The following is a 25,282-nucleotide window of genomic DNA, read 5'->3' on the forward strand; positions in this document are numbered from 1 at the left end:
CAGCGATGACTTTCGTTGTGCCTGCCCTTCCATTATGATGATGAACGCCGCCGCGCTGCCTGACGCCGCCTGGAGGCCCCTCTTCCCACCACGACACGGAGCCCGCATGACCTCGACCGCATCCAGCACCCCTTATGGCATTTGGCCATCGCCGATCAGCGCGGCCATCGTCGCCGCCGGCGCCTCGCCGCTGACGCAGCTGGCCCTGGGAGGAGCGGATGGCGCCGACGTGTTCTGGCTGGCCGGGCGCGCCAGCGAGGCGGGCCGCAACACCCTGCTGCGCCAGCGCGGCGCGCGTGTCGATGAACTCACGCCGGCGCCCTTCAATGTGCGCAGCCGCGTGCATGAATACGGCGGCGGCGCGTATGCCGTTGCCGGCGATACCGTGTATTTCTCGCATTTCGCCGACAATTGCCTGTACCGCGTGGCCGGCGACGCCGCGCCCGAAGCGTTCACCACGGGCGGCAATACGCGCCATGCGGACTTCGTCGTCGATGCGGCCCGTGCCCGCCTGATCGCCGTGCGCGAACAGCATCCGGCAGAGGGCCATGCGCAGCCGGAAAACTGCCTGACCGCCGTCGGCTTCGACGGGCACGAAACGGTGCTGGCGCGCGGCCACGATTTTTATGCGGCGCCGCGTTTGTCGCCGGACGGCAGCCAGCTCGCCTGGATCAGCTGGGACCACCCGCGCCTGCCGTGGCAAGGCACGGAGCTGTGGCTGGCCGACGTGCAGGCGGACGGCAGCCTCGGTTCGCCCCGCCTGATCGCCGGCGGCGCGCGCGAGTCGATTTGCCAGCCGGAATGGTCGCCGAACGGCTTGCTGCACTTCGTTTCCGACAGCAGCGGCTGGTGGAATTTGTACCGTCTGCACGGCGCCGACATCGAGGCGCTGTGCCCGATGGAAGCGGAATTTGCCACGCCGCACTGGACCTTCGGCGGCAGCATGTACGGTTTTCTTTCCGACGACGAGATCGTCTGCACGTATATCCAGTCCGGCATCAGCTACCTGGCGCAATTGAGCGTGACGGCGGCCAAGCTGGAACCGATACCGCACCCGTACCAGGAAATCCGCGAACTGCGCGTGGGGCCCGGCTTCGTCGCGCTGCTCGGCGGCAGTCCCACCATCGCGCTGGAACTGGCGCGCATCGACCTGTCGAACCATGAACTGGAAGTGCTGGCGCAGTCGATCACGGCCTTGCCCGCGCTGGCGTACCTGTCCGTGCCGCGCAGCTTGAGTTTTACCAGCAGCAATGGCCGCACGGCGCACGCCTTCTTTTATCCGCCGAAAAATGACGACGTGCAGGCGCCGGCAGGCACCTTGCCGCCCGTGATCGTCATCAGTCATGGCGGTCCCACGAGCATGGCCAGCAATACCTTGAAGCTGGCGACGCAGTACTGGACCAGCCGCGGCATCGGCGTGCTCGACGTCAATTACGGCGGCAGCAGCGGCTTTGGCCGCGAATACCGCGACGCGCTGCGCGGGCAATGGGGCATCGTCGACGTGGAAGACTGCATCGCCGGCGCCCGCTACCTGGCCGCCGAGGGCCTGGCCGACCCCGAGCGCCTGATTATCCGCGGCGGCAGCGCGGGCGGCCTGACGACCCTGTGCGCCTTGACCTTCCACGACGTCTTCAAGGCCGGCGCCAGCTACTATGGCGTATCCGACCTGAAGGGTCTGGACGACGATTCGCACAAGTTCGAATCGCACTACACCGATTACCTGATCGCCCCGCAGCCGCAAGCCGAGGCCCTGTACCGCGAGCGCTCGCCCATCCACCACACGGACAAACTGTCGCGCCCGATGATCTTCTTCCAGGGCCTCGATGACAAGGTGGTGCCGCCGCAGCAATCGCAGCTGATGGTCGACGCCCTGCAGGCGCGCGGCGTGCCCGTCGCCTACGTGCCGCTCGAAGGCGAGGGCCACGGCTTCCGCAAGGCGGAAAACATCGTCCGCACCCTCGACGCGGAACTGTATTTCTACCAGCGCGTATTCGGCCTGCCCGTGACGGCCGGCGAGCCACCCGTGCACATCGCCAACTTGTCCGCATGAGCGAACAGCATGTAGACCAACATCTGCTGGACGAGTTCGCCGCCCTGGAGCAGCACGAACAGATGATCCTGGCCTTGCTGGCCATCGCGGGCGAACCCGTGGGCAAGCATGCCGTGTATGAACACTTGCAGCGCGCCAACGTCGTCGAGCCGGACGGCACGCCGTTTGCCCTGCTCACCGTCACGGGCATGCTGCAGCATTTGACGCGGCACGCGCTGGCGTCCGAAGTGGTGGGACGGGGCTATGCCTGCGAAGCGAAGCTGCGCTGGCCCGCCATGCGCGCCGCCATCGAGCACCTGGTGTTCCGCGACCTGTGCCAGGCCATCGAGCTGATCAACCCCGTGCGGCGCAACTGGGATGGCTATGTGGAATTGCGCAGCTACCGGCAAGGCGTGGCGCGCCTGCGCATCGCCCTCTTGCGCAATGACGAGGTGCGCCACGTGGCCGCCATCCTGGCCGCCTGCATGGCGTGCTATGAAGCGCAGCAGCTGCATCCGCTGATCGAGATCTTCGGCCGGCCATTCGAGCCGGAAATGCTGTCTTTCGTCATGCCGCAACTGCAGGATGACATCCTCGCCGTGCTGCTGGGCAACGCCCCGCGCGAACCGGCCACGGCGCACGCCATCCGTACCTACGCGCGCGCGCACCACGCGCGCCAGGCGGCCGCCGGCGACCATATCGGCGCCGCCCTGCCGCTGGCCTTGGCCGAAGACGCCCTGCTATGCGGCGAACTCGACGCGGCCGCGCGCTACCTGGCGGGCCAGCAGGGGCCGCAGGCACTGTTTGTCGACAGCAGCATCGCCCTGTTGCGCGGCGAACATGCGCACGCCGTGGCGGGCTTCGAAACGGCCCTGAAAGGGTTGCGCAAGGAAACGGGCAAGCGCAAGCTGTGCTTTACGGGCATCGGCGGCCACCTGTACGTGCTGGCCCTGCTGCGCGGCAACGATGCCAAGCTGCTGAAAAGCGCGGAGACCTACCTCGATATCGCGCTGCATGCGCAACCGAACCACGACAGCATCGTCTACCAGCAACTCAATACCTTGCGCCTGGTGCGCGCCGGCGTGCTGCAAGCCGATGCGATCCCCACGCGCAGCTGGGAAACGGGACTGCAGGCGCAGCTGTTCCAGGCCTTGCTGTACTACTGGCTTGCGCTACCGCAATTGAGCGAGCGCAAGGATCAACTGCGCCTGTTGGTGCAGCAAGCGGACGCGGCCGGCTACGACCTGATTGCCGCGCAGGCGGCCGGCTTGCTGGGCTTGCTGGGCGAGCCGCAGCAGGAGCGCTACGCCACGGCCAAGCGCGCGCAACACGGTCTGACGGACATGGCGCCGTGGTTCGAGCGCCAGGAAGCGTGGCAGCGCCAGCTGAGCGCCCTGATCAACCTGCAGCAGAACGCGCCCGCCGAAGCCGTCGGCGGCGTCTCGCGCCTCGTGTGGCTGGTGGCGTTCGACCCGCGCTTCGGCCTCACGGCCGTGGAAGTGCGCGAGCAGAAACGCGACGCGCGGGGCGGCTGGAGCAAGGGCCGCGCCATGGGCCTCAAACGCCTGGCCGAAGAGGCGGGCGACATCGATTTCCTCACGCCGCAAGACGCGCGCGCGGCCGGCAGCATCGCGCCGTTCAAACAATATTATTCGTCGGCACCGCGCTATGAAATCGAGCTGGACAAGGCTGCCGTGCTGCTGGTGGGCCACCCGCTCGTCTTCTGGCTCGATCACCCCGACACGCGCGTGGAACTGATCGCCGGCGCGCCCGAACTCCTGATCAAGTCGCACGAGGGACAGCTGTGGCTGGGCATGCAGCCGCCGCTGCCCGACAGCGGCAGCAACGTGGTGGTGCAGCGCGAGACGCCGACGCGCTTGCGCGTGGTGCACATCCTCGACGAGCACCGGCGCATCGGCGCCATCGTGGGTCTGGGCTTGTCCGTGCCCCTGCATGCGGAAAAACAGGTGATGCAGGCCATCGGCGCCATCTCGTCCATGGTCACCGTGCAGTCCGACATCGGCGGCGGCGCCGGCGACGCGGAAGTCATCACGGCCGACCACCGCCTGCACGTGCATTTGCTGCCCTACCAGCAGGGGTTGAAGATGCAGATTCTCGTGCGCCCGCTGCTCGACAACGGCGCCTATTACGCACCGGGCAGCGGCGCCGAAAGCGTGTTTGCCGATGTGGCGGGCCGGGCCGTGCAAGCGCGGCGCGACCTGAATGCGGAACGCGAAGCGCAGCGCCAGCTGATCGGAAAATGTCTGGTGCTGGAAGAGGCGGAAGAAGAGCATGGCGAATGGCTGCTGGGCCAGCCAGCGCTGGGCCTGCAATTGCTGGTGGAGCTGCAATCGCTCGACCCCGCCGGCATGGTCTTGGCCTGGCCCGAAGGCGAAACCATGCGCGTGTCGAAACGCATCGACAGCGGCCAGATGCGCTTGAATATCAAGAGCGAAAAAGACTGGTTTGCCGCCAGCGGCGAAGTGCAGATCGATGAAGACAAGGTGATGGATTTGCGCGCCCTGCTCGATTTGATGCAGAACAATAAAAGCCGCTTCGTGGCCCTGGGCGACAACCAGTTCCTCGCGCTCAGCGACGAGCTGCACCGCCGCCTGTCGGAACTGGCCGCGTATGGCGAATCGCATGCCGATGGCGTGCACATCCACCCGCTGGCCGCGTTTGCGCTGGAAGAGCTGGCCAACGATGCGGGCGGCGTGAAGGCCGACAAGTTGTGGCGCGAGCACCTGCTGCGCCTGCGCGCCCTCGACGATTATCAGCCGCAGCTGCCCAGCACCCTGCAGGCCGACTTGCGCGACTACCAGCTGGCCGGCTACGAGTGGCTGGCGCGCCTGGCGCACTGGGGCGTGGGCGCCTGCCTGGCCGACGACATGGGACTCGGCAAGACCTTGCAGGCGCTGGCGCTGATCCTGGCGCGCGCACCGAACGGTCCCACCCTCGTCGTCGCCCCCACGTCCGTCTGCATGAACTGGATCAGCGAAGCGCAGCGTTTTGCCCCCACCTTGAACATCAAACTGTTCGGCAGCGGCGACCGGGCCGACATGCTCGACACCCTGCAGCCGTTCGACGTGGTGGTGGCCAGCTATGGCTTGCTGCAGCAGGAAGCCACCATGTTTGCCGGCGTGCGCTGGCATACGATCGTGCTCGACGAAGCGCAGGCGATCAAGAATGGCGCCACCAAGCGCTCGCAAGCCGTGATGGCCCTGCAAGGCGATTTCCGCATGGTGGCCAGCGGCACGCCGCTGGAAAACCACCTGGGCGAACTGTGGAATCTGTTCCGTTTTATTAACCCGGGCTTGCTGGGCACCCTGGACCAGTTCAATTTGCGCTTTGCGGGACCGATCGAAAAGGATCAGGACAAGCGGGCGGCGGCCGGCGCGCGCCTGCGGCTGCGCCGCCTGATCGCGCCGTTCATCCTGCGCCGCACGAAGACGCAAGTGCTGTCGGAATTGCCGTCGCGCACGGAAATCGTGCTGGAAGTGGAATTGTCGCCGCAGGAAACGGCGCTGTACGAATCCCTGCGCCGCGAAGCGCTGGAAAAGCTGGCCATGGTGGAAGGACCGGCGTCGAAAAAGGCCATCCAGATCCTGGCCGAGATCATGAAGCTGCGCCGCGCCTGCTGCAATCCGCAGCTGGTGGCGCCGGAGCTGGGCCTGGCCAGCAGCAAGCTGGCCGCCTTCGCCGAACTGCTGTCGGGCTTGCTGGAAAACCGCCACAAGGTGCTCGTCTTCAGCCAGTTCGTCGACCATTTGACACTCATCCGCAAGCACCTGGAGCAGCATGGCGTCAGCTATCAGTATCTCGACGGCAGCACGCCCATGCAGGAGCGCAAGCGCCGCGTGGATGCCTTCCAGGCGGGAGACGGCGACGTCTTCCTGATCAGCCTGAAGGCGGGCGGCATGGGCATCAATTTGACGGCGGCCGATTACGTGATCCACATGGACCCGTGGTGGAACCCGGCCGTGGAAGACCAGGCCTCGGACCGCGCCCACCGCATGGGACAATTGCGTCCCGTCACCATTTACCGTCTGGTGGCGAAACACACGATCGAGGAAGGCATCGTCGAATTGCACCAGCACAAGCGCGACCTGGCCGACAGTCTGCTGGAAGGCAGCGATGCGGCCGCGCGCATGTCGGCCAGTGACATGCTGGGCATGCTGCAGGAAGGGCTGAAGCGATGAGCTTGAAAAAATGCACGGGCAAGCCGCGTTCCATGCGATGATCGTTTTTCCCTGTTTTGATGCCACGCCATGACCGACTATATCGCCACCAGCGCCGGCCAGCGCGCCACCTTTTTGTGCGGCAAATCTTGGACCGCTTATGTCAGCACCTTCATCATCGCCGTGCTGCTGTTCTTTGCCGCCCTGCCGCTGGCCTTCAAGTACAACGCGCGCGCCGCCTTCGTGGTGCTGATCGGCTCGGCGCTGATCGTCGCCTACCGCCTGCTGACCATCCGCAGCTATCAGCTGTACTACGACGAGACGGGCGTGTGGCTGGCGTCCGGCATCTTGCCGTGGAAAAAGAAACTGACGGGCGTGAAATGGCGCGACATGGATGAAGCCGTCTATAAAACCAACTTCTGGAGCTGGCTGTTCCAGTCCTATACGGTAAGAGTCCGCCAGCGCTACACGCAGGAAACGGAAATCCACGCCACCGGCATGGCGCGCGGCAAGGATGCCGTGGCGGCCATCAATGCGCGCCACCAGGACATGCTGCGCGGCAGCGCCATTGTCGTCTAGCGCCGCGCGCGCTCCCGGCGCAAAAAACTGCGCAGCGGCGGCAATTAATGCTAATCTTTGGGCCGCCCAGGCAAGCAAGGCCAACCTTTCAATAGTTGTTTGTTACTTATATTATCAGTTTATTATTTTCTGATACTGACAGACAGCAAAATATTCAAGAGATAAACTATGCTGATCAAAAATAAAGTTGCGCTCGCCGCATTGATGATGGCTTTTACCCTGACACCAGCCAGCGCCGCCAAGAAACCGCAGAAGCAAGGCAAGGCCGGCACCAGCAACAGCAAGAAAAAAACCGTCGCCAAGAAGGCAGCCGTCGTCACGGCGGCCACGGCAGCCACGGTCGCCGCCGTCGCCAGCGAGAACAGCAGCGACCGCTCCATGAATAACCTCAGCGGCCAGTTCCTCACGGCCCTGTGGCGCCTGGACCCGGAAAGCGCGATTTCGGTCGGCAAGTACGATGGCGCCGCCAACCTGAGCATTCCCGACGCGGCCAGCCGCCAGAAGCAGCTGGCCTTCATCGAAGAATGGCTGGGCAAGTTCGGCAAGCTGAATGCCGGCAAGATGTCGGACAAGCAACGCACCGACCTGGCCTTGCTGACGAATAAATTGCAGTCGGACCGCTGGTATCTGACCACCTTCCGCGAATTCGAATGGAATCCCGCCCAGTACAACGTGGCTGGCTCCATCGATTTCATCCTGAACACGGAATACGCGGCCCAGCCGCAGCGCCTGCGCACCTTGCTCAAGCGTATCGCCAGCGTGCCGCAATACTATGCGGCCGCCCGCGCCAGCATCGTGAACCCCACGCGCGAGCACACGCAGCTGGCCATCGCCCAGAGCGCCGGCGTGCTCAGCGTGCTTGACGACCTGAACAAGACGGCACAGGGTTCCATCCTGACGCCGGCGGAAAAACAGCTGTACAACGCGCGCATCGCCGCAGCCCGCACGGCCGTGCAAGGCTATGCGGCCTGGCTGACGGAACAGGATGCCGCGCTGGCGCAGAACGGCAATGCGCGCTCCTTCCGCATCGGCAAAGATTTATATGAACAGAAATTCGCCTACGATATCCAGGCCAGCGTGAGCGCCGAGCAGATGTACCAGAAAGCTCTGGCCGCGCGCGAAAAGCTGCTCGAGCACATGGATAGCCTGTCCGACGAGCTGTGGGTGAAAACCATGGGCAGCACGGCCAAGCCGGCGGACCGCACGGCGAAGATCGGCATGGTGATCGACAAGCTGTCCAGCAAGCACGTGGCCCCCGCCGATTTCGTGCCGGAAATCCGCCGCCAGATCCCGGAATTGCAGGAGTGGGTGACCAGCCACAACCTGCTGACGATGGACCCGAAAAAGCCTCTGGTCGTGCGTGAAACGCCCGCCTACCAGCGCGGCGTGGCCGGCGCCAGCATCGAGGCGCCCGGCCCCTACCGTCCGCAGGACCGCACCTATTACAACGTGACGCCGCTCGACGGCGAAACGCCGGAACAGGCGGAAAGCAGCTTGCGCGAGTACAACCACTGGATCTTGCAAATCCTGAACATCCACGAAGCCATCCCCGGCCACTACACGCAGCTCGTGTACGCGAACAAGTCGCCATCGCTGGTCAAATCGATCTTCGGCAATGGCGCCATGATCGAAGGCTGGGCCGTGTATGGCGAGCGCATGATGCTCGAATCGGGCTATGGCAACAACGCGCCGGAAATGTGGCTGATGTATTCGAAGTGGAACTTGCGCAGCGTCACCAACACCATCCTCGACTACAGCGTGCACGTGCTGGGCATGACGGAAGCGCAAGCGCTCGACCTGCTGACGCGCCAGGCTTTCCAGACCAAGCGTGAAGCCACGGAAAAATGGCGCCGCGTGCAGTTGAGCTCGGTGCAACTGACCAGCTATTTCAGCGGCTACAGCGAAATCATGGACTTGCGCGAACAGCGCAAGCAAGCGCTGGGCAACAAGTTCGTGCTGAAGGATTTCCACGAGCAATTCCTCAGCTATGGCAGCGCGCCCGTGAAAGTCATCAAGGAATTGATGAATTAAGCGGCGCTCGCCGTCAGCTTGCAAAGGGCGCCGCGGCGCCCTTTTTGCATGCGTTTGCGCCGCCGCAAGCCACCGGCTACCCTGTCCATTAAGCTGACGGGAAGGCAGGCGCCACCGCACTCCTCACTGGCAATTGCCGATTTTTCTGCTAGGGTGAGTTCAAGAGCGTCCATGCATATGCCCATCCAGTTCGACACCCTCGATTACGCCAAACGCCTCGCCTCGGCAGGGGTGCCCACGCAGCAGGCGGAAGCCCATGCCACGGCCCTGGGCGAGGTACTGGGCTCGGCCGTCGTCGTGCATGGCGAACTGGCGCTGGAGCGCAATCTGCTGGGGGAAATCAAGCTGGTGTCGCAGAACGTCGATACCAAAGTGGGCGCCCTGGAGATGAAGATCGATGCGCTGGAGCTCAGGCTCGACACCAAAATTGACGCCCTGGAGCAAAAATTCGACGCCCGCCTGGAACGCCTGGACTTGCGCCATGGCGCCGACATGAAACACGTCTACTGGATGATGAGCACCTTGATCCTGCTCAACCTGGGCATCCTCAGCAAACTGATGCTGCAGTAAGCGTGCACTCACTTTCTCGACAATGAAAAAGCCGCTGCTCCCGGGGGAGGTCAGCGGCTTTTGCTTGCGAGTATAGTAAAGCGTCTAGGACGCCTCTTCCGGCGCCTGAGTGGCCTTGACGAAGATGGGCGCCACCAGCAGGCCCAGCTCGAACAGCAGGCACATCGGGATGGCCAGCGAGAACTGGCTGACCACGTCCGGCGGCGTGACGATGGCGGCAATGACGAAGGCGCCGACGATGATATAGGGGCGCACTTCCTTGAGTTTCGCGATGGAAACCAGCCCCATGCGCACGAGGATCACCACCACCACGGGCACTTCGAACGTGGCGCCAAAGGCCAGGCACATCGACATGACGAAATCGAGGTAGTTTTCGATATCCGGCGTCACCGCGATCGACGACGGCGAAAAGTCGCTGATGAAGTGAAACACGCGGCCAAACACAAAGAAATAGCAGAAGGCCACGCCGGCCATGAACAGCAGCGACGAGGAGATGACCAGCGGCGCGATCAAACGCTTTTCATGCGTGTACAGGCCGGGGGCGATAAACGCCCACATCTGGTACAGCACCCAGGGCAAGGCGACGATAAAGGCGATCACCAGCGTCACTTTCATCGGCACGAGGAAGGGCGAGATGACGCCGGTGGCGATCATTTTCGAGCCGGCCGGCAGCGAGGCGATCATCGGCGCGGCAATGAAATCGTAGATATGCGAAGGGCCGGGCCAGTAAAACAGCACGGCGCAGACGACGGCGATGCCGATCGACGCCTTGACCAGGCGGTTACGCAGCTCGACCAGATGCGAGATAAAGGTTTCTTCCACCGGAGATTTGCTACTCATGAGTAAAAGGAGGAGGAACTGGCACGCGGACGGAAACGCGCCACGCGGGCGGCCGCCGACTGCACGTGCAGCTTGCCGCCATGGCGCTGCTTGTACCAGCCAGGGATGGCGGAATTGCGCACCAGTTTCTTGCGGCGGAATTCGCGCGCCTTGCGGGCCAGGTCATCGTTGGTGGCGCGCAGCATGGCTTCATGGGCGTCGTGATACCCCTCATACGAACTGGAATCGCCGCGCCAGGCGTTTTCCACCTCGGCCAGGTTGCCGGAAATCGAATTTTCCACGCCATGCATGGATTTCTCCACACTTTGCTTGACGGAATGGGCCGCCTCCTGCACTTCCTTCTGCAGGTTTTTCAGCTCTTCCATTTCAATTTCGCGCGAGACTTCGGATTTCACCTGGTTCAGGTAGCGTTGCGCGCGGCCATACAGGGTGCCGGCCATGCGCGCCACTCTCGGCAACTTTTCAGGGCCGATGACTATCAACGCAACCACGCCGATGATGGCGATTTTAGAGAGACCGAGATCGATCATAAGCAGACAAGGCTGTTACCGGACGAGGCAAGCGCCCCGCCACGCTATCAGGACTTGCTTTTCTCTTTCGTTTCGACGTCGATGGTGCTTTTGTCGGCCACTTGCGATGGCGCAGCAGGAGGGGTATTGGCTGCCGGCGCGTCATCGTCGCCCTTGACGCCATCCTTGAAGCCTTTGACGGCCTTGCCGATATCACCGCCGATATTGCCCAGTTTCTTGGTGCCGAAGACCAGCATCACGATAACCAGAACGATCACCCAGTGCCAAATACTCAATGAACCCATCACATTCTCCTTGCGGGACGGTGCCCGAATAGCGTCAACCAATGCCGGTAGTATACACGCGAACCCGGCGCACGGCGAAATCAGTGCTGGCCGCGCCAGGGACGGGGACCGCCGTACACATGCATGTGCAGGTGATACACCTCTTGCCCACCGTTCGGGCCGCTGTTGATCATGGTCTTGAAGCCGCCGGCAGGCGTGCCATCGGCGTCATAGCTGACGGCGCAGCCAAATTCGGCGGCGAGTTTCGGCGCCAGGCGCAGCAGCTTGCCCAGTATTTCCGTATGGCTGTCGTCGCAATCGGACAGGCTGGCCACGTGGCGCTTCGGGATCAACAGCAGATGCACGGGGGCGGCCGGGTTGATGTCCTTGAAGGCCAGCAAGTCGTCATCCTCATACACGATGGTCGAGGGAATTTGTTTTGCAGCAATCTTGCAGAAAATACAGTTATCCACGCACGCTCCAGTAGGTCAGTGTTTGTCTGTTTCGCCAGCGTCGCGCAGCTCGTCCTTGCGCGCCGCCTTTTCCTCGAGGCCGGACAGGCCTTCGCGGCGCGCCAGCTCGTCGAGCACCTGCTGCGGCGTCAGGTCGAACTGCGCCAGCATCACCAGCGAGTGAAACCACAGGTCGGCGCATTCGTACAGGACCTTGGACGGGTCGTTGTCGCGGCGCGCATCCTTGGCGGCCATCACCGTTTCCGTCGCTTCCTCGCCGATTTTTTTCAAAATGGCATCATCGCCCTTGGCAAACAGGCGCGCGACATACGAGGTGGCGGGGTCGCCGCCATTGGCCAGCTTGCGCGATTCGATCACGGCGGCCAGGCGTTTTAACGTTTCACTCATTTGCTCTTGCTTTCCGCGTAAATCGTCTCAGGGTCTTTCAGGACGGGGTCGGTGATCTGCCATTCGCCCGTTTTCTCGTCGCCTTCGAACTTCTGGAAGAAGCACGAATGGCGGCCCGTATGGCAGGCGATGCCGCCGGCTTGCTCGATTTTCAGCAAGACCACGTCTTCGTCGCAATCGAGGCGGATTTCCAGCACCTTTTGCGTGTGGCCCGATTCTTCGCCCTTGTGCCACAGTTTCTTGCGCGAACGGCTCCAGTATACGGCTTCGCCCAGCTCCACCGTGCGCGCCAGCGCGTCGCGGTTCATCCAGGCGAACATCAGCACGTCATTGCTGCCCGCTTCCTGCGCGATCACGGGCACCAGCCCGTGCTCGTCCCATTTGACCTTTTTCAGCCACTTGGCATTGCTTGCTACGATGGTTCCGTTCTGCATGTTCTTCTATCCCGCTGATATTGACTTGCTTGTCTTTACGCCAGGCGCATGGGGATGCCCTGCTGCGCCATGAAGCGCTTGGCTTCCTGCACCGTGTGCTGGCCATAGTGGAAGATGCTGGCAGCCAGCACGGCGTCCGCGCGGCCCACCTTGATGCCATCGACCAGGTCTTGCAAGCCGCCCACGCCGCCCGAGGCGATCACGGGAATGCTGACGGCGTCGGACACGCCGCGCGTCAGGCCCAGGTCGAAGCCCACCTTGGTGCCGTCGCGGTCCATGCTGGTGAGCAAGATTTCACCGGCGCCCAGGCTTTCCATTTTACGCGCCCATTCGAACGCATCCAGGCCCGTGGCCGTGCGTCCGCCATGGGTAAACACTTCCCACTTGCCGGGCGACACCTGCTTGGCGTCGATGGCGACGACGATGCATTGCGAACCGTGCTTTTGCGATGCCTCAAACACGAGCTGGGGGTTCGTCACGGCCGAGGTGTTGATGCTGACCTTGTCGGCGCCCGCATTGAGCAGCCGGCGCACGTCTTCCACCACGCGCACGCCGCCGCCCACGGTCAGCGGAATGAACACTTGTGACGCCACCGCTTCGATGATGTCGAAGATCAGGCCGCGGTTGTCGCTCGAAGCGGTAATGTCGAGGAAAGTGATTTCGTCGGCGCCCTGCTCGTCATAGCGGCGGGCGATTTCCACGGGATCGCCCGCGTCGCGCAATTCCGTGAAATTGACGCCTTTGACGACGCGGCCATTGGTCACGTCGAGGCAGGGGATGATACGTTTTGCAAGCATGATGGTATCCAGATTGTCGCCAGGCCAGGACACGCGCAGGCGTACCCCGGCCGGGCAGGCTTAAACGGCGGCGTCGGTCAGTTCGTCGGCGCGTTCCTGCGCCTGCGCCAGATCGATCGTGCCTTCATAGATGGAACGGCCGCAGATCACGCCTTCGATGCCTTCGGCCTGGACCGCGCACAGCGCTTCCACGTCGCCGATGTTGTGCAGGCCGCCCGAAGCGATGACGGGGATCTTGACGGCTTGCGCCAGCTTGACGGTGGCTTCGATATTGATGCCGCCCATCATGCCGTCGCGGCCGATGTCCGTGTAGATGATCGACTCGACGCCGTAGGCTTCGAATTTTTTCGCCAGGTCGATCACTTCGTGGCCCGACATCTTGCTCCAGCCATCGGTTGCCACTTTGCCATCCTTGGCATCGAGGCCGACGATAATGTGGCCCGGGAAGGCGCCGCAGGCGTCGTGCAGGAAGCCGGGACTTTTCACGGCCGCCGTGCCGATGATGATGTAGGTGATGCCGGCGTCGAGGTAACGCTCGATGGTGTCGAGGTCGCGGATGCCGCCGCCCAGCTGCACGGGGATTTCCTCGATGTCGTTTTCCACGGCGAAATCCTGCACGGCTTTCAGGATGGCTTTCACGGCGCCTTCGTTCTTCGGCTTGCCGGCAAAGGCGCCGTTCAGGTCGACCAGGTGCAGCCGGCGCGCGCCCTGCATCAGCCAATGGCGGGCCATTTCGGCCGGGTCTTCGGAAAATACGGTGGCAAGTTCCATATCGCCTTGTTTCAGGCGTACGCAGTGACCGTCTTTCAGGTCGATGGCGGGAATAAGCAGCATGGTCAGTGTGGTTTAAAAGTGAGTGAGAGGCGGAAAAAAAGCCGGAGAGCCAACGTTAAGGTTGCCAGTGAACGAAGTTCTTGTACAGCTGCAAGCCAGCGGCAGCACTTTTTTCAGGGTGGAACTGTGTCGCGAAAATATTATCACGGGCGACGGCGCAGGCGAACGGCGCACCATAGACAGTCTCGCCCACCGTGTGCGCCGCCTCTTGAGGTTGAGCAAAATAGCTGTGCACAAAGTAAAAATACGCGTTGTCGGCGATGCCATCCCACATGACATGGGACGCCGTTTGCCGCACTTGGTTCCAGCCCATTTGCGGCACCTTGAAGCGCGAGCCGTCTTCCTGCACCTGGCCGTCGAGCTGGAAACGCACGACTTTGCCTGGCAGCAAGCCCAAACCGGCCGCGTCGCCCTCTTCGCTGCCGTCGAACAGCATTTGCTCGCCGATGCACACGCCCAGCACGGGCTTGCTGTCGGCGGCGCGCAGCAGCGCCTCCAATACGCCCGATTCGCGCAGGCTGCGCATGCAGTCGGGCATGGCGCCCTGGCCCGGCAAGACGATGCGGTCGGCGCTGTCGATGTCGGCAGCGACACCGGAAATGCGCACGTCGGCGTCTGGCGCCACGGCACGCAAGGCTTGCGCCACCGAGCGCAGATTGCCCATGCCGTAATCCACCACCACAATTTTATTCATGTTTGATCCCGGAATCTACAATATAGCGAGAGCGGCGCTCACAGGCTGCCCTTGGTCGATGGAATGATGCCGGCCGCGCGCTCGTCGAGCTCGGCAGCCATGCGCAGCGCGCGGCCAAAGGCCTTGAACACGGTTTCGCACTGATGGTGGGCATTCGTGCCGCGCAGGTTATCGATATGCAAGGTCACGCCCGCGTGGTTGACGAAGCCGCGGAAAAATTCCAGCGTCAGGTCGACGTCGAAGCCGGCGATCATGGCGCGCGTAAACGGGATGTGGTATTCGATGCCAGGGCGGCCCGAGAAATCGAGCACCACGCGCGACAGCGCCTCGTCCAGCGGCACGTAGGCGTGGCCATAGCGGCGGATGCCCTTCTTGTCGCCGATGGCCTTGGCCACGGCCATGCCCAGCGTAATACCCACGTCTTCCACCGTATGGTGGTTGTCGATATGCACGTCGCCAGTCGCTTCGATATCGAGGTCGATCAAGCCATGGCGGGCGATCTGGTCCAGCATATGGTCGAGGAAGGGCACGCCGGTATTGAGCTTTTGCTGGCCCGTGCCGTCCAGGTTGAGGGCGACGCGAACTTGCGTCTCATTGGTGTTGCGCGTGATTTCTGCGGTGCGGTTCATGGGAGGCTCTGGCGGTAGGCTAAACGAGGGATGCCTTGAAGGCATCGTAAAAAAGGGAATTTTCTTCCGGGGTGCTGACGCTGATGCGCAGGCAATTGGCCAGCGCAGCATGCATTTTACTCATATTTTTAATTAAAACCCTGCGGGCAAGCAGTTTTGCGCAAACATCGTCGGAATCTGCCACACGAATCAGAAGAAAATTTGCCTTCGAGGGAAATACCGTCACGCCGGGCAGCTCCGCCAGGCGCCGTGCCAGGTCGTCGCGCGCGCTGTTGAGCAGAGCCGCCTGCGCGTTGAGCACGTCGAGGTGCTCGAGCGCGAATTCGGCCGCCGCCTGCGTCAGCACATTCACATTGTACGGCGGACGCACTTTCTCGAACTGCGCCAGCAAGGCCGGCGCGGCCGACATGTAGCCGAGGCGGATGCCGGCCAGGCCCAGTTTCGACACGGTGCGCATCACCACCAGGTTTTCATATTCGGGTAGGCGGCCCATGAAGCTGCGCTGCGCGAACGGCTCATAGGCTTCGTCGACGACGGCGATGCCCGTGTCGCCCAGGGCGGCGAGGAGGCGTTCGATATCGGCAGCGGCGAACAGGTTGCCCGTCGGGTTGTTCGGATAGGCGAGGAAAACCAGCGCCGGGCGGTGCGCTTCGATGGCCGCCAGCATGGCCGGCATGTCCAGGCTGAAGTCCGGGTTCAACGGCACGCCGACGAAATCCATGCCGGCAAACTGCGCCGAGCGCGCATACATGACGAAGGCCGGCACGGGCGCCAGCAGCACGGCGCGCTGGCCCGGCGCCTGGCGGGCGCAGGCCATGGCCAGGATGGAAATCAGTTCATCGGAGCCGTTGCCCAGCATGACGTCGTAACCGGCGGGCACGCCCAGTTTGGCGCAGATGGCCGCCTGCAGGCTGGCGTACGACGGCGGATAGCGGTTCAGCGCCACGCCGGCCAGGCGCGCGCCCAGTTCCTCGCGCAGATGCTGCGGCAGCGGATACGGGTTTTCCATCGCATCGAGCTTGATGTAACCGCTGGCATCGGCTACCTGGTAGCTCTTGACGGCCCGCACATCGGCGCGCACGGTGTTGCTGATTAACTGATCGAGGAAAGACATGCTGCAAACACTCCTGATGAAATGAGATGGAGACTAAATGACGACGTCTTCCGGCACGCTAGCGCTGCGCGCCTTGCGGGCCGGCGCTTTTTTCACGGCGGGCGGCTTTTTCGCCGCCGCAGGCTTCTTGACCGCCGCCGGCTTTTTCGCCGCCTTGGCGGGCTTGGCCGCGGGCGATGTGGCCGGTTCGGCCAGCTCCTGCGCGAGGGCCGCCAATCGCTGTTCGATGATGGCGCAGTAGTCGGGATTGAGTTCAAAACCGACGAAATCGCGCCCGCAGCGCTTGGCCGCCAGGGCCGTGGTGCCGCTGCCCATGAACAGGTCGAGCACCACGCCGCCGGGCGGGCACGACGCCTTGACCATGCGCTCGATGATTTCGAGCGGCTTTTGGGTCGGGTGGTCGGCCCGTTCCGGGTGCTCCTTGTGCAGGCGCGACACGCTCCACAAGTCTTTCGGGTTGTAGCCCACTTCCAGCCATTTGGCGCCGATGAAGATCGAGCGCGAACGGGCTTTCTTGGTGGCCGCGTCGTAGGCGATGCGCACCGCGTCAAGGTCGAAGTAGTAATCCTTGCGCTTGACGAAGAAGCCGATGGTGTCGTGCACCGATGAAAAGCTGCGCACGCTGCCGCCCATGGACGGCACGCGGCGATCCCAGATGATTTCATTCATCATCGCCATGCGCTGTTTCAGCATGACGAAGATCTCCGGCGAATAGCGCCAGGTGAGGAAGATATACAGGCTGCCGTTGGCTTTGAGCTTGGGCAGCGCCGAGTCGATCCACTGTTCCGTCCAGCGCAGGTAGTCGGCCACCGACTGCTGGTCCGAGGCATTGCCGTAATCCTTGCCCAGGTTGTACGGCGGATCCGTCAGGATCAGGTCCACCGAGCCATCGGGAATGCGCGCCAGCCCCGCCAGCGCATCTTCGCAATAGACCCGGTTGACCCAGTCCGGCCGCTCCGCCATATTCGTCATGGCTGCGGCTTCAGACGCAGTTCGGCGCTGCGCGCGTGCGCCTGCAAGCCTTCGCCATACGCCAGGGTGGCGGCGACACGGCCCAGGGTTTGCGCGCCCGCCTCGCTGACGTGAATGATGGACGAACGCTTCTGGAAGTCGTACACACCCAGCGGCGACGAGAAGCGCGCCGTGCGCGAGGTCGGCAGCACGTGATTGGGACCGCAGCAATAGTCGCCCAGCGATTCGGACGAAAAGCGGCCCAGGAACATGGCGCCCGCGTGACGGATCTGCTCGGCCCACTGCTGCGGGTTGTCCGCCGAGATTTCCAGGTGCTCGGCGGCGATGGCATTGGCGATCTCGCACGCCTCTTGCATGCTGCGCACCTTGATCAGCGCGCCCCTGTCCTGCAGCGAGGTGCTGATGGTGGCCTGGCGCGGCATCGTCGGCAGCAGCCTGGCGATGCTCTCTTCCACTTTCGCGATGTAGGCCGCGTCGGGGCACAGCAGGATCGCCTGCGCCAGTTCGTCGTGCTCGGCCTGCGAAAACAGGTCCATCGCGACCCAGTCCGGGTCCGTCGTGCCGTCGCACAGCACGAGGATTTCGGAAGGCCCCGCGATCATGTCGATGCCGACGATGCCGAACACGCGACGCTTGGCGGCCGCCACATAGGCGTTGCCGGGGCCGACGATTTTGTCGACGGCGGCAATCGTCTGCGTGCCGTAGGCCAGCGCGCCGACGGCTTGCGCGCCGCCGATGGTGATCACGCGCGTCACGCCCGCGATCGCGGCGGCGGCCAGCACCATCTGGTTTTTCACGCCATCGGGCGTCGGCACCACCATGATGATCTCGCCCACGCCCGCCACGTGCGCGGGAATGGCGTTCATCAGCACCGACGACGGATACGCGGCCTTGCCGCCCGGGACGTAGATGCCGACCCGGTCCAGCGGCGTGATTTTTTGCCCCAGCACCGTGCCATCGGGCTCGGTGTAGCTAAAACCGCGCAATTCCTCGCGCTGGCGTTCGTGGAAGGCGCGGATGCGCTGGGCGGCGATCTGCAGCGCTTCGCGCTGGGCCGACGGCAAGCCGTTCAGGGCCGCCTGCAGTTCGGCTTGCGAAATATCGAAGGCCGCCATTTCCGCCGCGCCGCCATGCGGGATGCGGTCGAAACGGTTGGTGTATTCCAGGACGGCGGCGTCGCCGCGCGTTTTCACGTCGGCCAGGATTTTTGCGACCGACGTTTCAATCGCTGCATCGGTGCCCGCCTCGAACGCCAGCAGCGTATCGAGCGATTGTTGGAAACCTTCCTGGCTTGAATCGAGCTTGCGTATCTGTATCGGCATAATCGGCTTTCTGCTACTGAATGTGTCTAGGCTTGCGAGGCGCGTTCAAACGCCTCGATAATCGGCTGCAAGCGCTCGCGCTTGAGCTTTAATGCCGCCTGGTTAACCACCAGGCGCGACGAAATTTCCATGATGTGCTCGACCTCGACGAGGTTGTTCGCCCGCAAAGTGCTGCCCGTGCTGACCAGGTCGACGATCGCGTCGGACAGGCCGACCAACGGTGCCAGCTCCATCGAGCCATACAGCTTGATCAGGTCGACGTGCACGCCCTTGGCGGCGAAATGCTCGCGCGCCGTGTGCACGAACTTGGTGGCCACGCGCAAACGCGCGCCCTGGTGCACGGCCTTTTCATAGTCGAAACCGGCCTGCACCGCCACCGACATGCGGCAGGCGGCGATATTCAGGTCGATCGGCTGGTACAGGCCTTCGCCGCCGTGTTCGAGCAAGACATCCTTGCCCGCCACGCCGAAATCGGCCGCGCCGTACTGCACGTAGGTCGGCACGTCGCTGGCGCGCACGATGATGACGCGCACGTTCGGATCGTTGGTGGCCAAAATCAGCTTGCGCGAGGTCTCGGGGTTTTCCAGCACCTTGATGCCGGCCGCTTCCAGCAGCGGCATGGTGTCTTCAAAAATGCGGCCCTTCGAGAGCGCCAGGATCAGCTGGGAGCTGTCACCGTTGTTCGATCCGTTCATGCTCGTTCCTTGTTATTTAATACGTACGATGTTCGCGCCGACGGCCGACAATTTGACTTCCATGCGGTCGTAGCCGCGGTCGAGGTGATAGATGCGGTCGATCAGGGTTTCGCCGTCGGCGGCCAGGGCCGCGATCACCAGCGACGCCGAGGCGCGCAGGTCGGTCGCCATCACGGGCGCGCCGCGCAGCTGCTTGACGCCGGCGATGATGGCCGTGTTGCCCTCGATGGTGATGTCGGCGCCCAGGCGGTTCATTTCCTGCACGTGCATGTAGCGGTTCTCGAAAATCGTCTCGGTGACGCGGCTGGCGCCGTTGGCGATGGTGTTGACGGCCATGAACTGCGCCTGCATGTCGGTCGGGAAGCCCGGGTATTCCGTCGTGCGGAAGCTGACGGGGTTCGGACGGGCCGACATCTCGGCGCGGATCCAGTCGGCGCCGAAGGTCATCGTCAGGCCCATGGCGCGCAGCTTGTCGAGCGCCGCGTCGAGGATGTCGGTGCGCACGTTGCGCAGGGTGATGTCGCCGCCAGTGGCCGCCACGGCGCACAGGAAGGTACCCGTCTCGATACGGTCGGCGATCACCGCGTGCGAGGCGCCGTGCAGCGCGTCGACGCCCTGGATCACCAGGCGGCTGGTGCCGATGCCGTCGATCTTCGCGCCCATGGCCACCAGCAGGTGGGCCAGGTCGGTCACTTCCGGTTCGCAGGCGGCGTTTTCCAGGATGGTCTCGCCTTCGGCCAGGGTCGCGGCCATCAGCAGATTTTCGGTGCCGGTGACGGTGATCATGTCGGTGACGATGCGCGCGCCTTTCAGCTTGGCGCACTTGGCGTAGATGTAACCGGCCTCGATGCGGATCTCGGCACCCAGCGCTTCCAGGCCCTTGATGTGCTGGTCGACGGGACGCGAACCGATGGCGCAGCCGCCCGGCAGCGAGACCTTGGCTTCGCCGAAGCGCGCCAGCATGGGACCGAGCACGAGGATCGAGGCGCGCATGGTTTTCACCAGCTCATACGGCGCTTCCAGGGTGTCGATGGCGCTGCCGTTGAGAACCACGCGGTCGCCGTCCTGCTGCACTTTCAGGCCCGTCTGGCCCAGCAATTTGAGCATGGTGGCCACGTCGTGCAGATGCGGCACGTTCGTCAGGTCCAGGTCGCCCGCGGTCAAGAGACCCGCGCACAGGATGGGCAGGGCGGCGTTTTTCGCGCCGGAGATGGCGATGTCGCCGTTCAGGCGGTTGCCGCCGTTGATGAGGAGCTTGTCCATGTGCTTATCCTTGGAATTCTTCAGGTGTCAGGGTTTTCATCGACAGCGCGTGGATTTCTTCGCGCATGCGGTCGCCCAGCGCCGCGTAGACGATCTGGTGACGCTGGATCAGGCGCTTGCCGGCGAATGCGGGCGAGACGATCACGGCCTGGAAGTGCTGGCCGTCGCCTTCCACTTCGAGGTGCGTGCATTCGAGGCCGGCCGACAGGTAGCCGTGGATCAGTTCTGGAGTGGTGGTCACGATAAGTCCTTGATATTGAATAATGTAGTGATGTGATGTGCCGTAATCAATGGCGCAATCTGTAACCGCTTTTCAGCAGGCGGATCGATGCCAGCGCCAGAATCACGAGGAAGCCGGCGACGATGGAAAGACTGATCCAGGGGCTGACGTCGGACACGCCGAAGAAGCCGTAGCGGAAGCCGTCGATCATGTAGAAGAAGGGGTTCAGGTGCGATACCGTCTGCCAGAATGGCGGCAGCGAGTGGATCGAGTAGAACACGCCCGACAAGAAGGTGGCCGGCATGATCAAAAAGTTCTGGAAGGCGGCCAGCTGGTCGAATTTCTCGGCCCAGATGCCGGCGATCAGGCCCATGGTGCCCAACATGGCGGCGCCGAGAAACGCGAAGATGACGATCCACAGCGGCGCGACAAACGACAGGTTGGCGAACCAGCAAGTGATGGCAAACACGCCAAAGCCCACGGCCAGGCCACGCGCGACGGAAGCGAGTACATACGCCGAGAAGATTTCCCAGTGTGACAGGGGCGTGAGCAGCACGAACACCAGGTTGCCTGTGATCTTGGACTGGATCAGCGAGGACGAGGAATTGGCAAACGCGTTTTGCAGCACGCTCATCATCACCAGGCCGGGAATCAGAAAGGCCGTGTAGCTGACGCCGGGGCTCGGCTCCACGCGGCCGTCGAGCACATGGCCGAACACCAGCAGGTACAGCATCGACGTGAGCACGGGTGCGGCCACGGTTTGCGTCGCCACTTTCCAGAAGCGCAGCGTCTCTTTGTAGACGAGGGTGCGAAATCCTGTCGAAATCATACGGTACCTTTATCCATGATCTGCAAGAAGATATCTTCCAGGTCGGCTTGTTGCAATTGCATTTCATCGATCTCGACGCCCGCTTCGCGCAGGCGGGCGAGGATTTTCTCGACTTCGCTGTATTCGTTGACGCGCAGGCTGAACTTGTTCGGCGCCTGCTGTTCTTCCGGGTGCAGCACCAGGTGCCGCAGGTCGGCCGGCAGGCTGCCGTGTTTCAGGTGCACCTGCAGCTGCGAGCCGGCGATGCGGCGGATCAGCGCCGACATGGTGTCGAGCGCCACCACCTTCCCGCTTTTCAGCATGGCCACGCGCTGGCACATGGCTTGCGCCTCTTCCAGGTAGTGGGTGGTCAGCACGACCGTGTGGCCGCCTTCGCGGTTCAGGCGCGAGATGAACTTCCACAGGGTCTGGCGCAGTTCCACGTCGACGCCGGCCGTCGGTTCATCGAGCACGATGACGGGCGGCTTGTGCACCAGCGCCTGGGCCACGAGCACGCGGCGCTTCATACCGCCGGACAGGGCGCGCATATTCGTGTCGGCCTTGCCGGTCAGGTCGAGGTTTTCCATGACCTCGTCGATCCACTTGTCGTTGTTCGGCAGGCCGAAGTAGCCGGACTGCAGGCGCAGGGTTTCGCGCACGGTGAAAAACGGGTCGAACACGAGTTCCTGCGGCACCACGCCCAGGTTGCGGCGCGCATTGCGGAAGTCCTTGACCACGTCGTGGCCGTGGATCTTGACGGTGCCCGCGTCGGGGCGTATCAGGCCGGCGATGATGGAAATGAGGGTGGTCTTGCCGGCGCCGTTGGGACCGAGCAGGCCAAAAAACTCGCCTTCTTCGATGGCCAGCGACACGCCGCCCAGCGCCTTGAGCGATTTATAGCTCTTTTCTACATTCGTTATTTGAATTGCGGTCATGTGCTTGTTTCAAGTGTAATGCGTCTGGTGTGATGCGCCAGTTGCCGGAGACATCCAGGCCGGCAGGCCGGTGCAGGGCGCCACCTTCAGGCGAGGACGGCGCAACAGTCAATTATAGTTGGAAAATTCGTGGAACACTTGGAGATCAATCCGGCGGCGCTGCTGGCCTGCCGGCTTGAAAGCTACTGCTGATGCGGGGAGTGGGACAGGATCAATGATGATGCAGGTCGGACGGGCTGCGTTCGGCGTGGCCGCCGGCGCTGGCGCAGTCGTCGGCCGTCAACGTGCTCGAGACGAGCGAGCAGACGCCATACAGCTTGGTGAGGTTTTTCAGGTTGTTCGGCAGGTTTTTCAGCTCCAGCACGGCGCCCGCATCCTGCGCGGCGCGCTGCCACGTCAGCATGACGGACACGGCGGCCGAATCGACGGCCTTGACGTTGCGCAAGTCGAACTTGGTCTGACCCGAGCGGATGGCGTCCAGACCCTGCTCCAATGCCGAAGTGGCATTGTGCACGGTCAGGGAAGTCAGGGACTGCAAGGTGTCGAGAGAGTCGGGCATGGCGTCGGGCTGCGCTGGTCTGGAGCTGGGTCTGGAGCTATATGATAGCCGATTATTTGGCTTTGGCAGCGGGACGGCTGGCCAGGGCCTTGTTTTTTGCCTGCAAGGTCTTGATCAGGCCATCGATGCCGCCCTTGCTGATCTCGCTGGCGAAGCTGCTTTTGTACGTTTCCACCAGCCACGCGCCCAGCACGTTGATGTCATAGATCTTCCAGCCGGACGGGGTTTTCGCCACGCGGTAGTTCAGGGGCACGGGTTCGCCGCGCGCCACGTTGACCTGCGAACGCACTTCCACTTCCGTGTCAGCCGGGTCGGCGCGCAGCGGCTTGAATTCCACGGTTTCGTTCTTGATCTGCGACAGGGCGCCCGAATACGTGTAGATCAGCAGCGTGCGGAATTCCGCCGACAGCTGCTTTTGCTGGTCCGGCGTGGCGTCGCGCCAGAAGCGGCCGGCGGCCAGGGCCGTCATGCGCTGGAAATCCACGTAAGGCAGGATTTTGCTTTCTACCAACTCGGTGACGCGCTTGATATCGCCAGCCTGGATGGCCTTGTCGTTCTTGGCCGTGTCGATCACGTCCTGGCTGATGCGCTTGACCAAGACGTCCGGCGCTTCGACAGCAGGAGCGGCCTGGGCGGCGGTGGCAAAGGCGATGGTCGCCATCGCCAGCAGTTGTTTCATCAATTTCATGGTTCTACCTTTCATGGTGTTGCTATGCACCGGCTGGCGTTGATCGCAGCCGTGGTGTTTCTGTACGGGAGTTTACTCCTGGGGCCTGGCCTCGGAAGCAACGGTATTGCTACCAGATGTTACGAGGTCCGCTGGCGCCACCTCGGCGGCGGCCGTGGCCGCAGGCGCGTCATTGGCAGCTTGCGGTTTTGCCTCGTACTCCGGCTCGTAATCGCTGCTGTCGTTTTTTGGCACTTTGCGGTCGCGGCGGTCCGTATCGCCATCGAAAACCTTGCTTTCACGCGCTTGCAGGAAGCCGTCGCGGATGAATTCATAACGGTCCAGCGCGGCCGCTTCCATCAGGTTGGTCGCGTCGAGCAGCGCGGCGCGCTTGTCGACCACGCGCGTCACCGTGCCGATATTGCGTACATTGACGGGATCCTTGTAGCGCCATGGGTCGCCCGCGATATCGAGCGGCAAGGCCACCGTGTCGCGCACGGTCGATGGGCCCAGCAGCGGCAGCATCACGTACGGACCCGACTGGACGCCGTACCAGCCCAGGGTCTGGCCAAAGTCTTCGTTATGCTTGGGAATGCCGGCCTGCGACGCGATGTCGATCAGGCCGAGGATGCCGAAAGTCGAGTTCATGCTGACGCGCACGACGTCTTGCAAGCCCGCTTCACCCTTGCCTTGCAGCAAGTTGTTCACGGCACTCCACACATCGGCCAGGTTGCCGAAGAAGTTGCCCACGCCCGTTTGCACGAACGACGGCGTCACCGTCTTGTAGGCCGTGGCGACCGGTTTCAGGGCCACCTGGTCAACGGTATCGTTGAACTTGAACATCGCGCGGTTATACCCTTCCAGCGGGTCGCGCGGATTGGTGCCGGTGGCGCAGGCGCTCACGCTGGCGGCGATGGCCATGGCCAGGCCGATACGCGCCAGGCTGCCTTGGGGTTTCTTGGTCGACTCGCTCATTTGCTGTCCTTTCCTTCCGCTGCCTTGCTGTAGATGAACTGATTGATCAGGTCTTCCAGCACTGTGGCCGATTGAGTACGGGCGATCTTGTCGCCCTCTGCCAGGTTCGCCAAATCGCCGCCTGCTTCCAGGCCGATATATTGCTCACCCAGCAAACCGGCCGTCAAAATCTTGGCCGAGCTGTCTTTCGGAAATTTGTAGCCATCTTCGATATCGAGTTTCACCAGCGCCTGATACGTCTTGTCGTCAAAGCGGATCTCCGCCACGCGCCCCACCACCACGCCAGCGCCCTTGACGGGCGCCTGCGGCTTGAGGCCGCCAATATTGTCGAACTTGGCCGTAATGGTATACGTCTTGCTGAAAGACAGCGAGCTCATATTGCCGGCCTTGAGCGCCAAAAACATCAATGCCGCCACACCCAGCAAGACGAACAAGCCGACCCAGACATCCAAAGATTTACGTTGCATAAACAATCCTAAATAAT

27 protein-coding genes are annotated in these 25,282 nt (G+C 62.9%); 5 read left to right on the forward strand and 22 right to left on the reverse strand.

Features of this window, described 5'->3' with window-relative positions; translation table 11 throughout:
- Positions 1–106: 106 nt before the first annotated feature.
- From AC1Q6X_RS23405 to AC1Q6X_RS23425, 5 genes are all read left to right on the forward strand, one after another.
- Positions 107–2,050, forward strand: coding sequence for a dipeptidyl-peptidase 5 (locus AC1Q6X_RS23405; protein ID WP_492498551.1), 1,944 nt, complete (start codon positions 107–109; stop codon positions 2,048–2,050).
- On the forward strand, positions 2,047–6,228 hold the full coding sequence (locus tag AC1Q6X_RS23410) for a DEAD/DEAH box helicase (RefSeq protein ID WP_492498552.1): 4,182 nt from the start codon (positions 2,047–2,049) through the stop codon (positions 6,226–6,228). The genes AC1Q6X_RS23405 and AC1Q6X_RS23410 overlap by 4 nt, the downstream gene beginning before the upstream one ends.
- Before the next feature lie 69 nt (positions 6,229–6,297).
- Entirely contained in the window at positions 6,298–6,786 is a 489-nt protein-coding gene (locus AC1Q6X_RS23415) for a hypothetical protein (protein ID WP_492498553.1), read from the forward strand.
- Between the two features lie 171 nt (positions 6,787–6,957).
- Positions 6,958–8,817, forward strand: a complete 1,860-nt coding sequence (locus AC1Q6X_RS23420) for a DUF885 domain-containing protein (protein ID WP_492498580.1) — start codon at positions 6,958–6,960, stop codon at positions 8,815–8,817.
- A gap of 171 nt (positions 8,818–8,988) precedes the next feature.
- On the forward strand, positions 8,989–9,387 hold the full coding sequence (locus AC1Q6X_RS23425; protein WP_162995523.1) for a hypothetical protein: 399 nt from the start codon (positions 8,989–8,991) through the stop codon (positions 9,385–9,387).
- A gap of 84 nt (positions 9,388–9,471) precedes the next feature.
- Here AC1Q6X_RS23425 and tatC read toward each other — a convergent pair whose 3' ends face one another.
- The 22 genes from tatC to mlaD all read right to left on the reverse strand — a co-directional run bounded on the left by tatC (position 9,472) and on the right by mlaD (position 25,265).
- Positions 9,472–10,227, reverse strand: coding sequence for a twin-arginine translocase subunit TatC (tatC, locus tag AC1Q6X_RS23430; RefSeq protein WP_035823092.1), 756 nt, complete (start codon positions 10,225–10,227; stop codon positions 9,472–9,474).
- Positions 10,224–10,757: a Sec-independent protein translocase protein TatB gene (gene tatB / locus AC1Q6X_RS23435; RefSeq protein ID WP_492498554.1), complete on the reverse strand. Its 534-nt coding sequence runs from the start codon at positions 10,755–10,757 to the stop codon at positions 10,224–10,226. The genes tatC and tatB overlap by 4 nt, the downstream gene beginning before the upstream one ends.
- A 47-nt stretch (positions 10,758–10,804) precedes the next feature.
- Complete coding sequence (gene tatA / locus AC1Q6X_RS23440; RefSeq protein ID WP_046683197.1) at positions 10,805–11,041, reverse strand: Sec-independent protein translocase subunit TatA; 237 nt, start codon at positions 11,039–11,041, stop codon at positions 10,805–10,807.
- 80 nt (positions 11,042–11,121) lie between these two features.
- The gene (locus AC1Q6X_RS23445; protein WP_070313395.1) at positions 11,122–11,493 is read right to left on the reverse strand and encodes a histidine triad nucleotide-binding protein; all 372 of its coding nucleotides are present in this window, start codon (positions 11,491–11,493) and stop codon (positions 11,122–11,124) included.
- 15 nt (positions 11,494–11,508) lie between these two features.
- The gene (locus AC1Q6X_RS23450; protein WP_034753849.1) at positions 11,509–11,880 is read right to left on the reverse strand and encodes a phosphoribosyl-ATP diphosphatase; all 372 of its coding nucleotides are present in this window, start codon (positions 11,878–11,880) and stop codon (positions 11,509–11,511) included.
- Positions 11,877–12,314, reverse strand: coding sequence for a phosphoribosyl-AMP cyclohydrolase (gene hisI, locus AC1Q6X_RS23455; protein ID WP_070219635.1), 438 nt, complete (start codon positions 12,312–12,314; stop codon positions 11,877–11,879). Before hisI ends, AC1Q6X_RS23450 begins: the two co-directional genes overlap by 4 nt.
- Positions 12,315–12,349: 35 nt before the next feature.
- Complete coding sequence (gene hisF / locus AC1Q6X_RS23460; RefSeq protein WP_070219637.1) at positions 12,350–13,111, reverse strand: imidazole glycerol phosphate synthase subunit HisF; 762 nt, start codon at positions 13,109–13,111, stop codon at positions 12,350–12,352.
- Between the two features lie 60 nt (positions 13,112–13,171).
- Positions 13,172–13,945 carry a 1-(5-phosphoribosyl)-5-[(5-phosphoribosylamino)methylideneamino]imidazole-4-carboxamide isomerase gene (gene hisA, locus AC1Q6X_RS23465; protein WP_070219639.1) on the reverse strand — a complete coding sequence of 258 codons (774 nt, stop codon included), beginning with the start codon at positions 13,943–13,945 and terminating at the stop codon, positions 13,172–13,174.
- Positions 13,946–14,000: 55 nt separating this feature from the next.
- The gene (hisH, locus tag AC1Q6X_RS23470) at positions 14,001–14,639 is read right to left on the reverse strand and encodes an imidazole glycerol phosphate synthase subunit HisH (protein ID WP_071650181.1); all 639 of its coding nucleotides are present in this window, start codon (positions 14,637–14,639) and stop codon (positions 14,001–14,003) included.
- A gap of 38 nt (positions 14,640–14,677) precedes the next feature.
- Complete coding sequence (hisB, locus tag AC1Q6X_RS23475) at positions 14,678–15,268, reverse strand: imidazoleglycerol-phosphate dehydratase HisB (protein ID WP_010402123.1); 591 nt, start codon at positions 15,266–15,268, stop codon at positions 14,678–14,680.
- A gap of 19 nt (positions 15,269–15,287) precedes the next feature.
- Positions 15,288–16,382 (reverse strand): histidinol-phosphate transaminase, encoded by a 1,095-nt coding sequence (hisC, locus tag AC1Q6X_RS23480; RefSeq protein WP_492498555.1) that lies wholly within the window; start codon positions 16,380–16,382, stop codon positions 15,288–15,290.
- A gap of 33 nt (positions 16,383–16,415) precedes the next feature.
- Positions 16,416–17,354, reverse strand: coding sequence for a DNA-methyltransferase (locus AC1Q6X_RS23485; RefSeq protein WP_492498556.1), 939 nt, complete (start codon positions 17,352–17,354; stop codon positions 16,416–16,418).
- On the reverse strand, positions 17,351–18,676 hold the full coding sequence (gene hisD, locus AC1Q6X_RS23490) for a histidinol dehydrogenase (protein ID WP_492498557.1): 1,326 nt from the start codon (positions 18,674–18,676) through the stop codon (positions 17,351–17,353). Before hisD ends, AC1Q6X_RS23485 begins: the two co-directional genes overlap by 4 nt.
- 26 nt (positions 18,677–18,702) lie before the next feature.
- Positions 18,703–19,371 carry an ATP phosphoribosyltransferase gene (hisG, locus tag AC1Q6X_RS23495; RefSeq protein WP_034753828.1) on the reverse strand — a complete coding sequence of 223 codons (669 nt, stop codon included), beginning with the start codon at positions 19,369–19,371 and terminating at the stop codon, positions 18,703–18,705.
- Between the two features lie 12 nt (positions 19,372–19,383).
- Positions 19,384–20,634: a UDP-N-acetylglucosamine 1-carboxyvinyltransferase gene (murA, locus tag AC1Q6X_RS23500; RefSeq protein WP_070290314.1), complete on the reverse strand. Its 1,251-nt coding sequence runs from the start codon at positions 20,632–20,634 to the stop codon at positions 19,384–19,386.
- A gap of 4 nt (positions 20,635–20,638) precedes the next feature.
- The gene (locus AC1Q6X_RS23505) at positions 20,639–20,875 is read right to left on the reverse strand and encodes a BolA family protein (RefSeq protein WP_034753824.1); all 237 of its coding nucleotides are present in this window, start codon (positions 20,873–20,875) and stop codon (positions 20,639–20,641) included.
- A 46-nt stretch (positions 20,876–20,921) separates the two neighbouring features.
- Entirely contained in the window at positions 20,922–21,683 is a 762-nt protein-coding gene (locus tag AC1Q6X_RS23510) for an ABC transporter permease (protein WP_492498558.1), read from the reverse strand.
- Entirely contained in the window at positions 21,680–22,597 is a 918-nt protein-coding gene (locus AC1Q6X_RS23515) for an ABC transporter ATP-binding protein (protein WP_492498559.1), read from the reverse strand. Before AC1Q6X_RS23515 ends, AC1Q6X_RS23510 begins: the two co-directional genes overlap by 4 nt.
- A gap of 211 nt (positions 22,598–22,808) precedes the next feature.
- Positions 22,809–23,156, reverse strand: a complete 348-nt coding sequence (locus AC1Q6X_RS23520; RefSeq protein ID WP_034753819.1) for an STAS domain-containing protein — start codon at positions 23,154–23,156, stop codon at positions 22,809–22,811.
- Positions 23,157–23,208: 52 nt separating this feature from the next.
- The gene (locus tag AC1Q6X_RS23525; RefSeq protein WP_070219656.1) at positions 23,209–23,844 is read right to left on the reverse strand and encodes an MlaC/ttg2D family ABC transporter substrate-binding protein; all 636 of its coding nucleotides are present in this window, start codon (positions 23,842–23,844) and stop codon (positions 23,209–23,211) included.
- Positions 23,845–23,916: 72 nt separating this feature from the next.
- Positions 23,917–24,798, reverse strand: coding sequence for an MlaA family lipoprotein (locus AC1Q6X_RS23530; protein ID WP_492498560.1), 882 nt, complete (start codon positions 24,796–24,798; stop codon positions 23,917–23,919).
- Positions 24,795–25,265, reverse strand: coding sequence for an outer membrane lipid asymmetry maintenance protein MlaD (gene mlaD, locus AC1Q6X_RS23535; RefSeq protein WP_070219660.1), 471 nt, complete (start codon positions 25,263–25,265; stop codon positions 24,795–24,797). Before mlaD ends, AC1Q6X_RS23530 begins: the two co-directional genes overlap by 4 nt.
- Positions 25,266–25,282: the final 17 nt, after the last annotated feature.

Source organism: Janthinobacterium sp. GW823-FHT06H09, from assembly GCF_058794735.1.

Excerpts from the sequence above, each read along its gene's own strand:
- AC1Q6X_RS23405 (WP_492498551.1), top strand. The coding sequence starts at position 107 with ATGACCTCGACCGCATCCAGCACCCCTTATGGCATTTGGCCATCGCCG.
- AC1Q6X_RS23410 (WP_492498552.1), top strand. The coding sequence starts at position 2,047 with ATGAGCGAACAGCATGTAGACCAACATCTGCTGGACGAGTTCGCCGCC.
- AC1Q6X_RS23415 (WP_492498553.1), top strand. The coding sequence starts at position 6,298 with ATGACCGACTATATCGCCACCAGCGCCGGCCAGCGCGCCACCTTTTTG.
- AC1Q6X_RS23425 (WP_162995523.1), top strand. The coding sequence starts at position 8,989 with ATGCATATGCCCATCCAGTTCGACACCCTCGATTACGCCAAACGCCTC.
- tatC (WP_035823092.1), bottom strand. The coding sequence starts at position 10,227 with ATGAGTAGCAAATCTCCGGTGGAAGAAACCTTTATCTCGCATCTGGTC.
- tatB (WP_492498554.1), bottom strand. The coding sequence starts at position 10,757 with ATGATCGATCTCGGTCTCTCTAAAATCGCCATCATCGGCGTGGTTGCG.
- tatA (WP_046683197.1), bottom strand. The coding sequence starts at position 11,041 with ATGGGTTCATTGAGTATTTGGCACTGGGTGATCGTTCTGGTTATCGTG.
- AC1Q6X_RS23450 (WP_034753849.1), bottom strand. The coding sequence starts at position 11,880 with ATGAGTGAAACGTTAAAACGCCTGGCCGCCGTGATCGAATCGCGCAAG.
- hisI (WP_070219635.1), bottom strand. The coding sequence starts at position 12,314 with ATGCAGAACGGAACCATCGTAGCAAGCAATGCCAAGTGGCTGAAAAAG.
- hisF (WP_070219637.1), bottom strand. The coding sequence starts at position 13,111 with ATGCTTGCAAAACGTATCATCCCCTGCCTCGACGTGACCAATGGCCGC.
- hisA (WP_070219639.1), bottom strand. The coding sequence starts at position 13,945 with ATGCTGCTTATTCCCGCCATCGACCTGAAAGACGGTCACTGCGTACGC.
- hisH (WP_071650181.1), bottom strand. The coding sequence starts at position 14,639 with ATGAATAAAATTGTGGTGGTGGATTACGGCATGGGCAATCTGCGCTCG.
- hisB (WP_010402123.1), bottom strand. The coding sequence starts at position 15,268 with ATGAACCGCACCGCAGAAATCACGCGCAACACCAATGAGACGCAAGTT.
- hisC (WP_492498555.1), bottom strand. The coding sequence starts at position 16,382 with ATGTCTTTCCTCGATCAGTTAATCAGCAACACCGTGCGCGCCGATGTG.
- AC1Q6X_RS23485 (WP_492498556.1), bottom strand. The coding sequence starts at position 17,354 with ATGACGAATATGGCGGAGCGGCCGGACTGGGTCAACCGGGTCTATTGC.
- hisD (WP_492498557.1), bottom strand. The coding sequence starts at position 18,676 with ATGCCGATACAGATACGCAAGCTCGATTCAAGCCAGGAAGGTTTCCAA.
- hisG (WP_034753828.1), bottom strand. The coding sequence starts at position 19,371 with ATGAACGGATCGAACAACGGTGACAGCTCCCAGCTGATCCTGGCGCTC.
- murA (WP_070290314.1), bottom strand. The coding sequence starts at position 20,634 with ATGGACAAGCTCCTCATCAACGGCGGCAACCGCCTGAACGGCGACATC.
- AC1Q6X_RS23510 (WP_492498558.1), bottom strand. The coding sequence starts at position 21,683 with ATGATTTCGACAGGATTTCGCACCCTCGTCTACAAAGAGACGCTGCGC.
- AC1Q6X_RS23515 (WP_492498559.1), bottom strand. The coding sequence starts at position 22,597 with ATGACCGCAATTCAAATAACGAATGTAGAAAAGAGCTATAAATCGCTC.
- AC1Q6X_RS23520 (WP_034753819.1), bottom strand. The coding sequence starts at position 23,156 with ATGCCCGACTCTCTCGACACCTTGCAGTCCCTGACTTCCCTGACCGTG.
- AC1Q6X_RS23525 (WP_070219656.1), bottom strand. The coding sequence starts at position 23,844 with ATGAAATTGATGAAACAACTGCTGGCGATGGCGACCATCGCCTTTGCC.
- AC1Q6X_RS23530 (WP_492498560.1), bottom strand. The coding sequence starts at position 24,798 with ATGAGCGAGTCGACCAAGAAACCCCAAGGCAGCCTGGCGCGTATCGGC.
- mlaD (WP_070219660.1), bottom strand. The coding sequence starts at position 25,265 with ATGCAACGTAAATCTTTGGATGTCTGGGTCGGCTTGTTCGTCTTGCTG.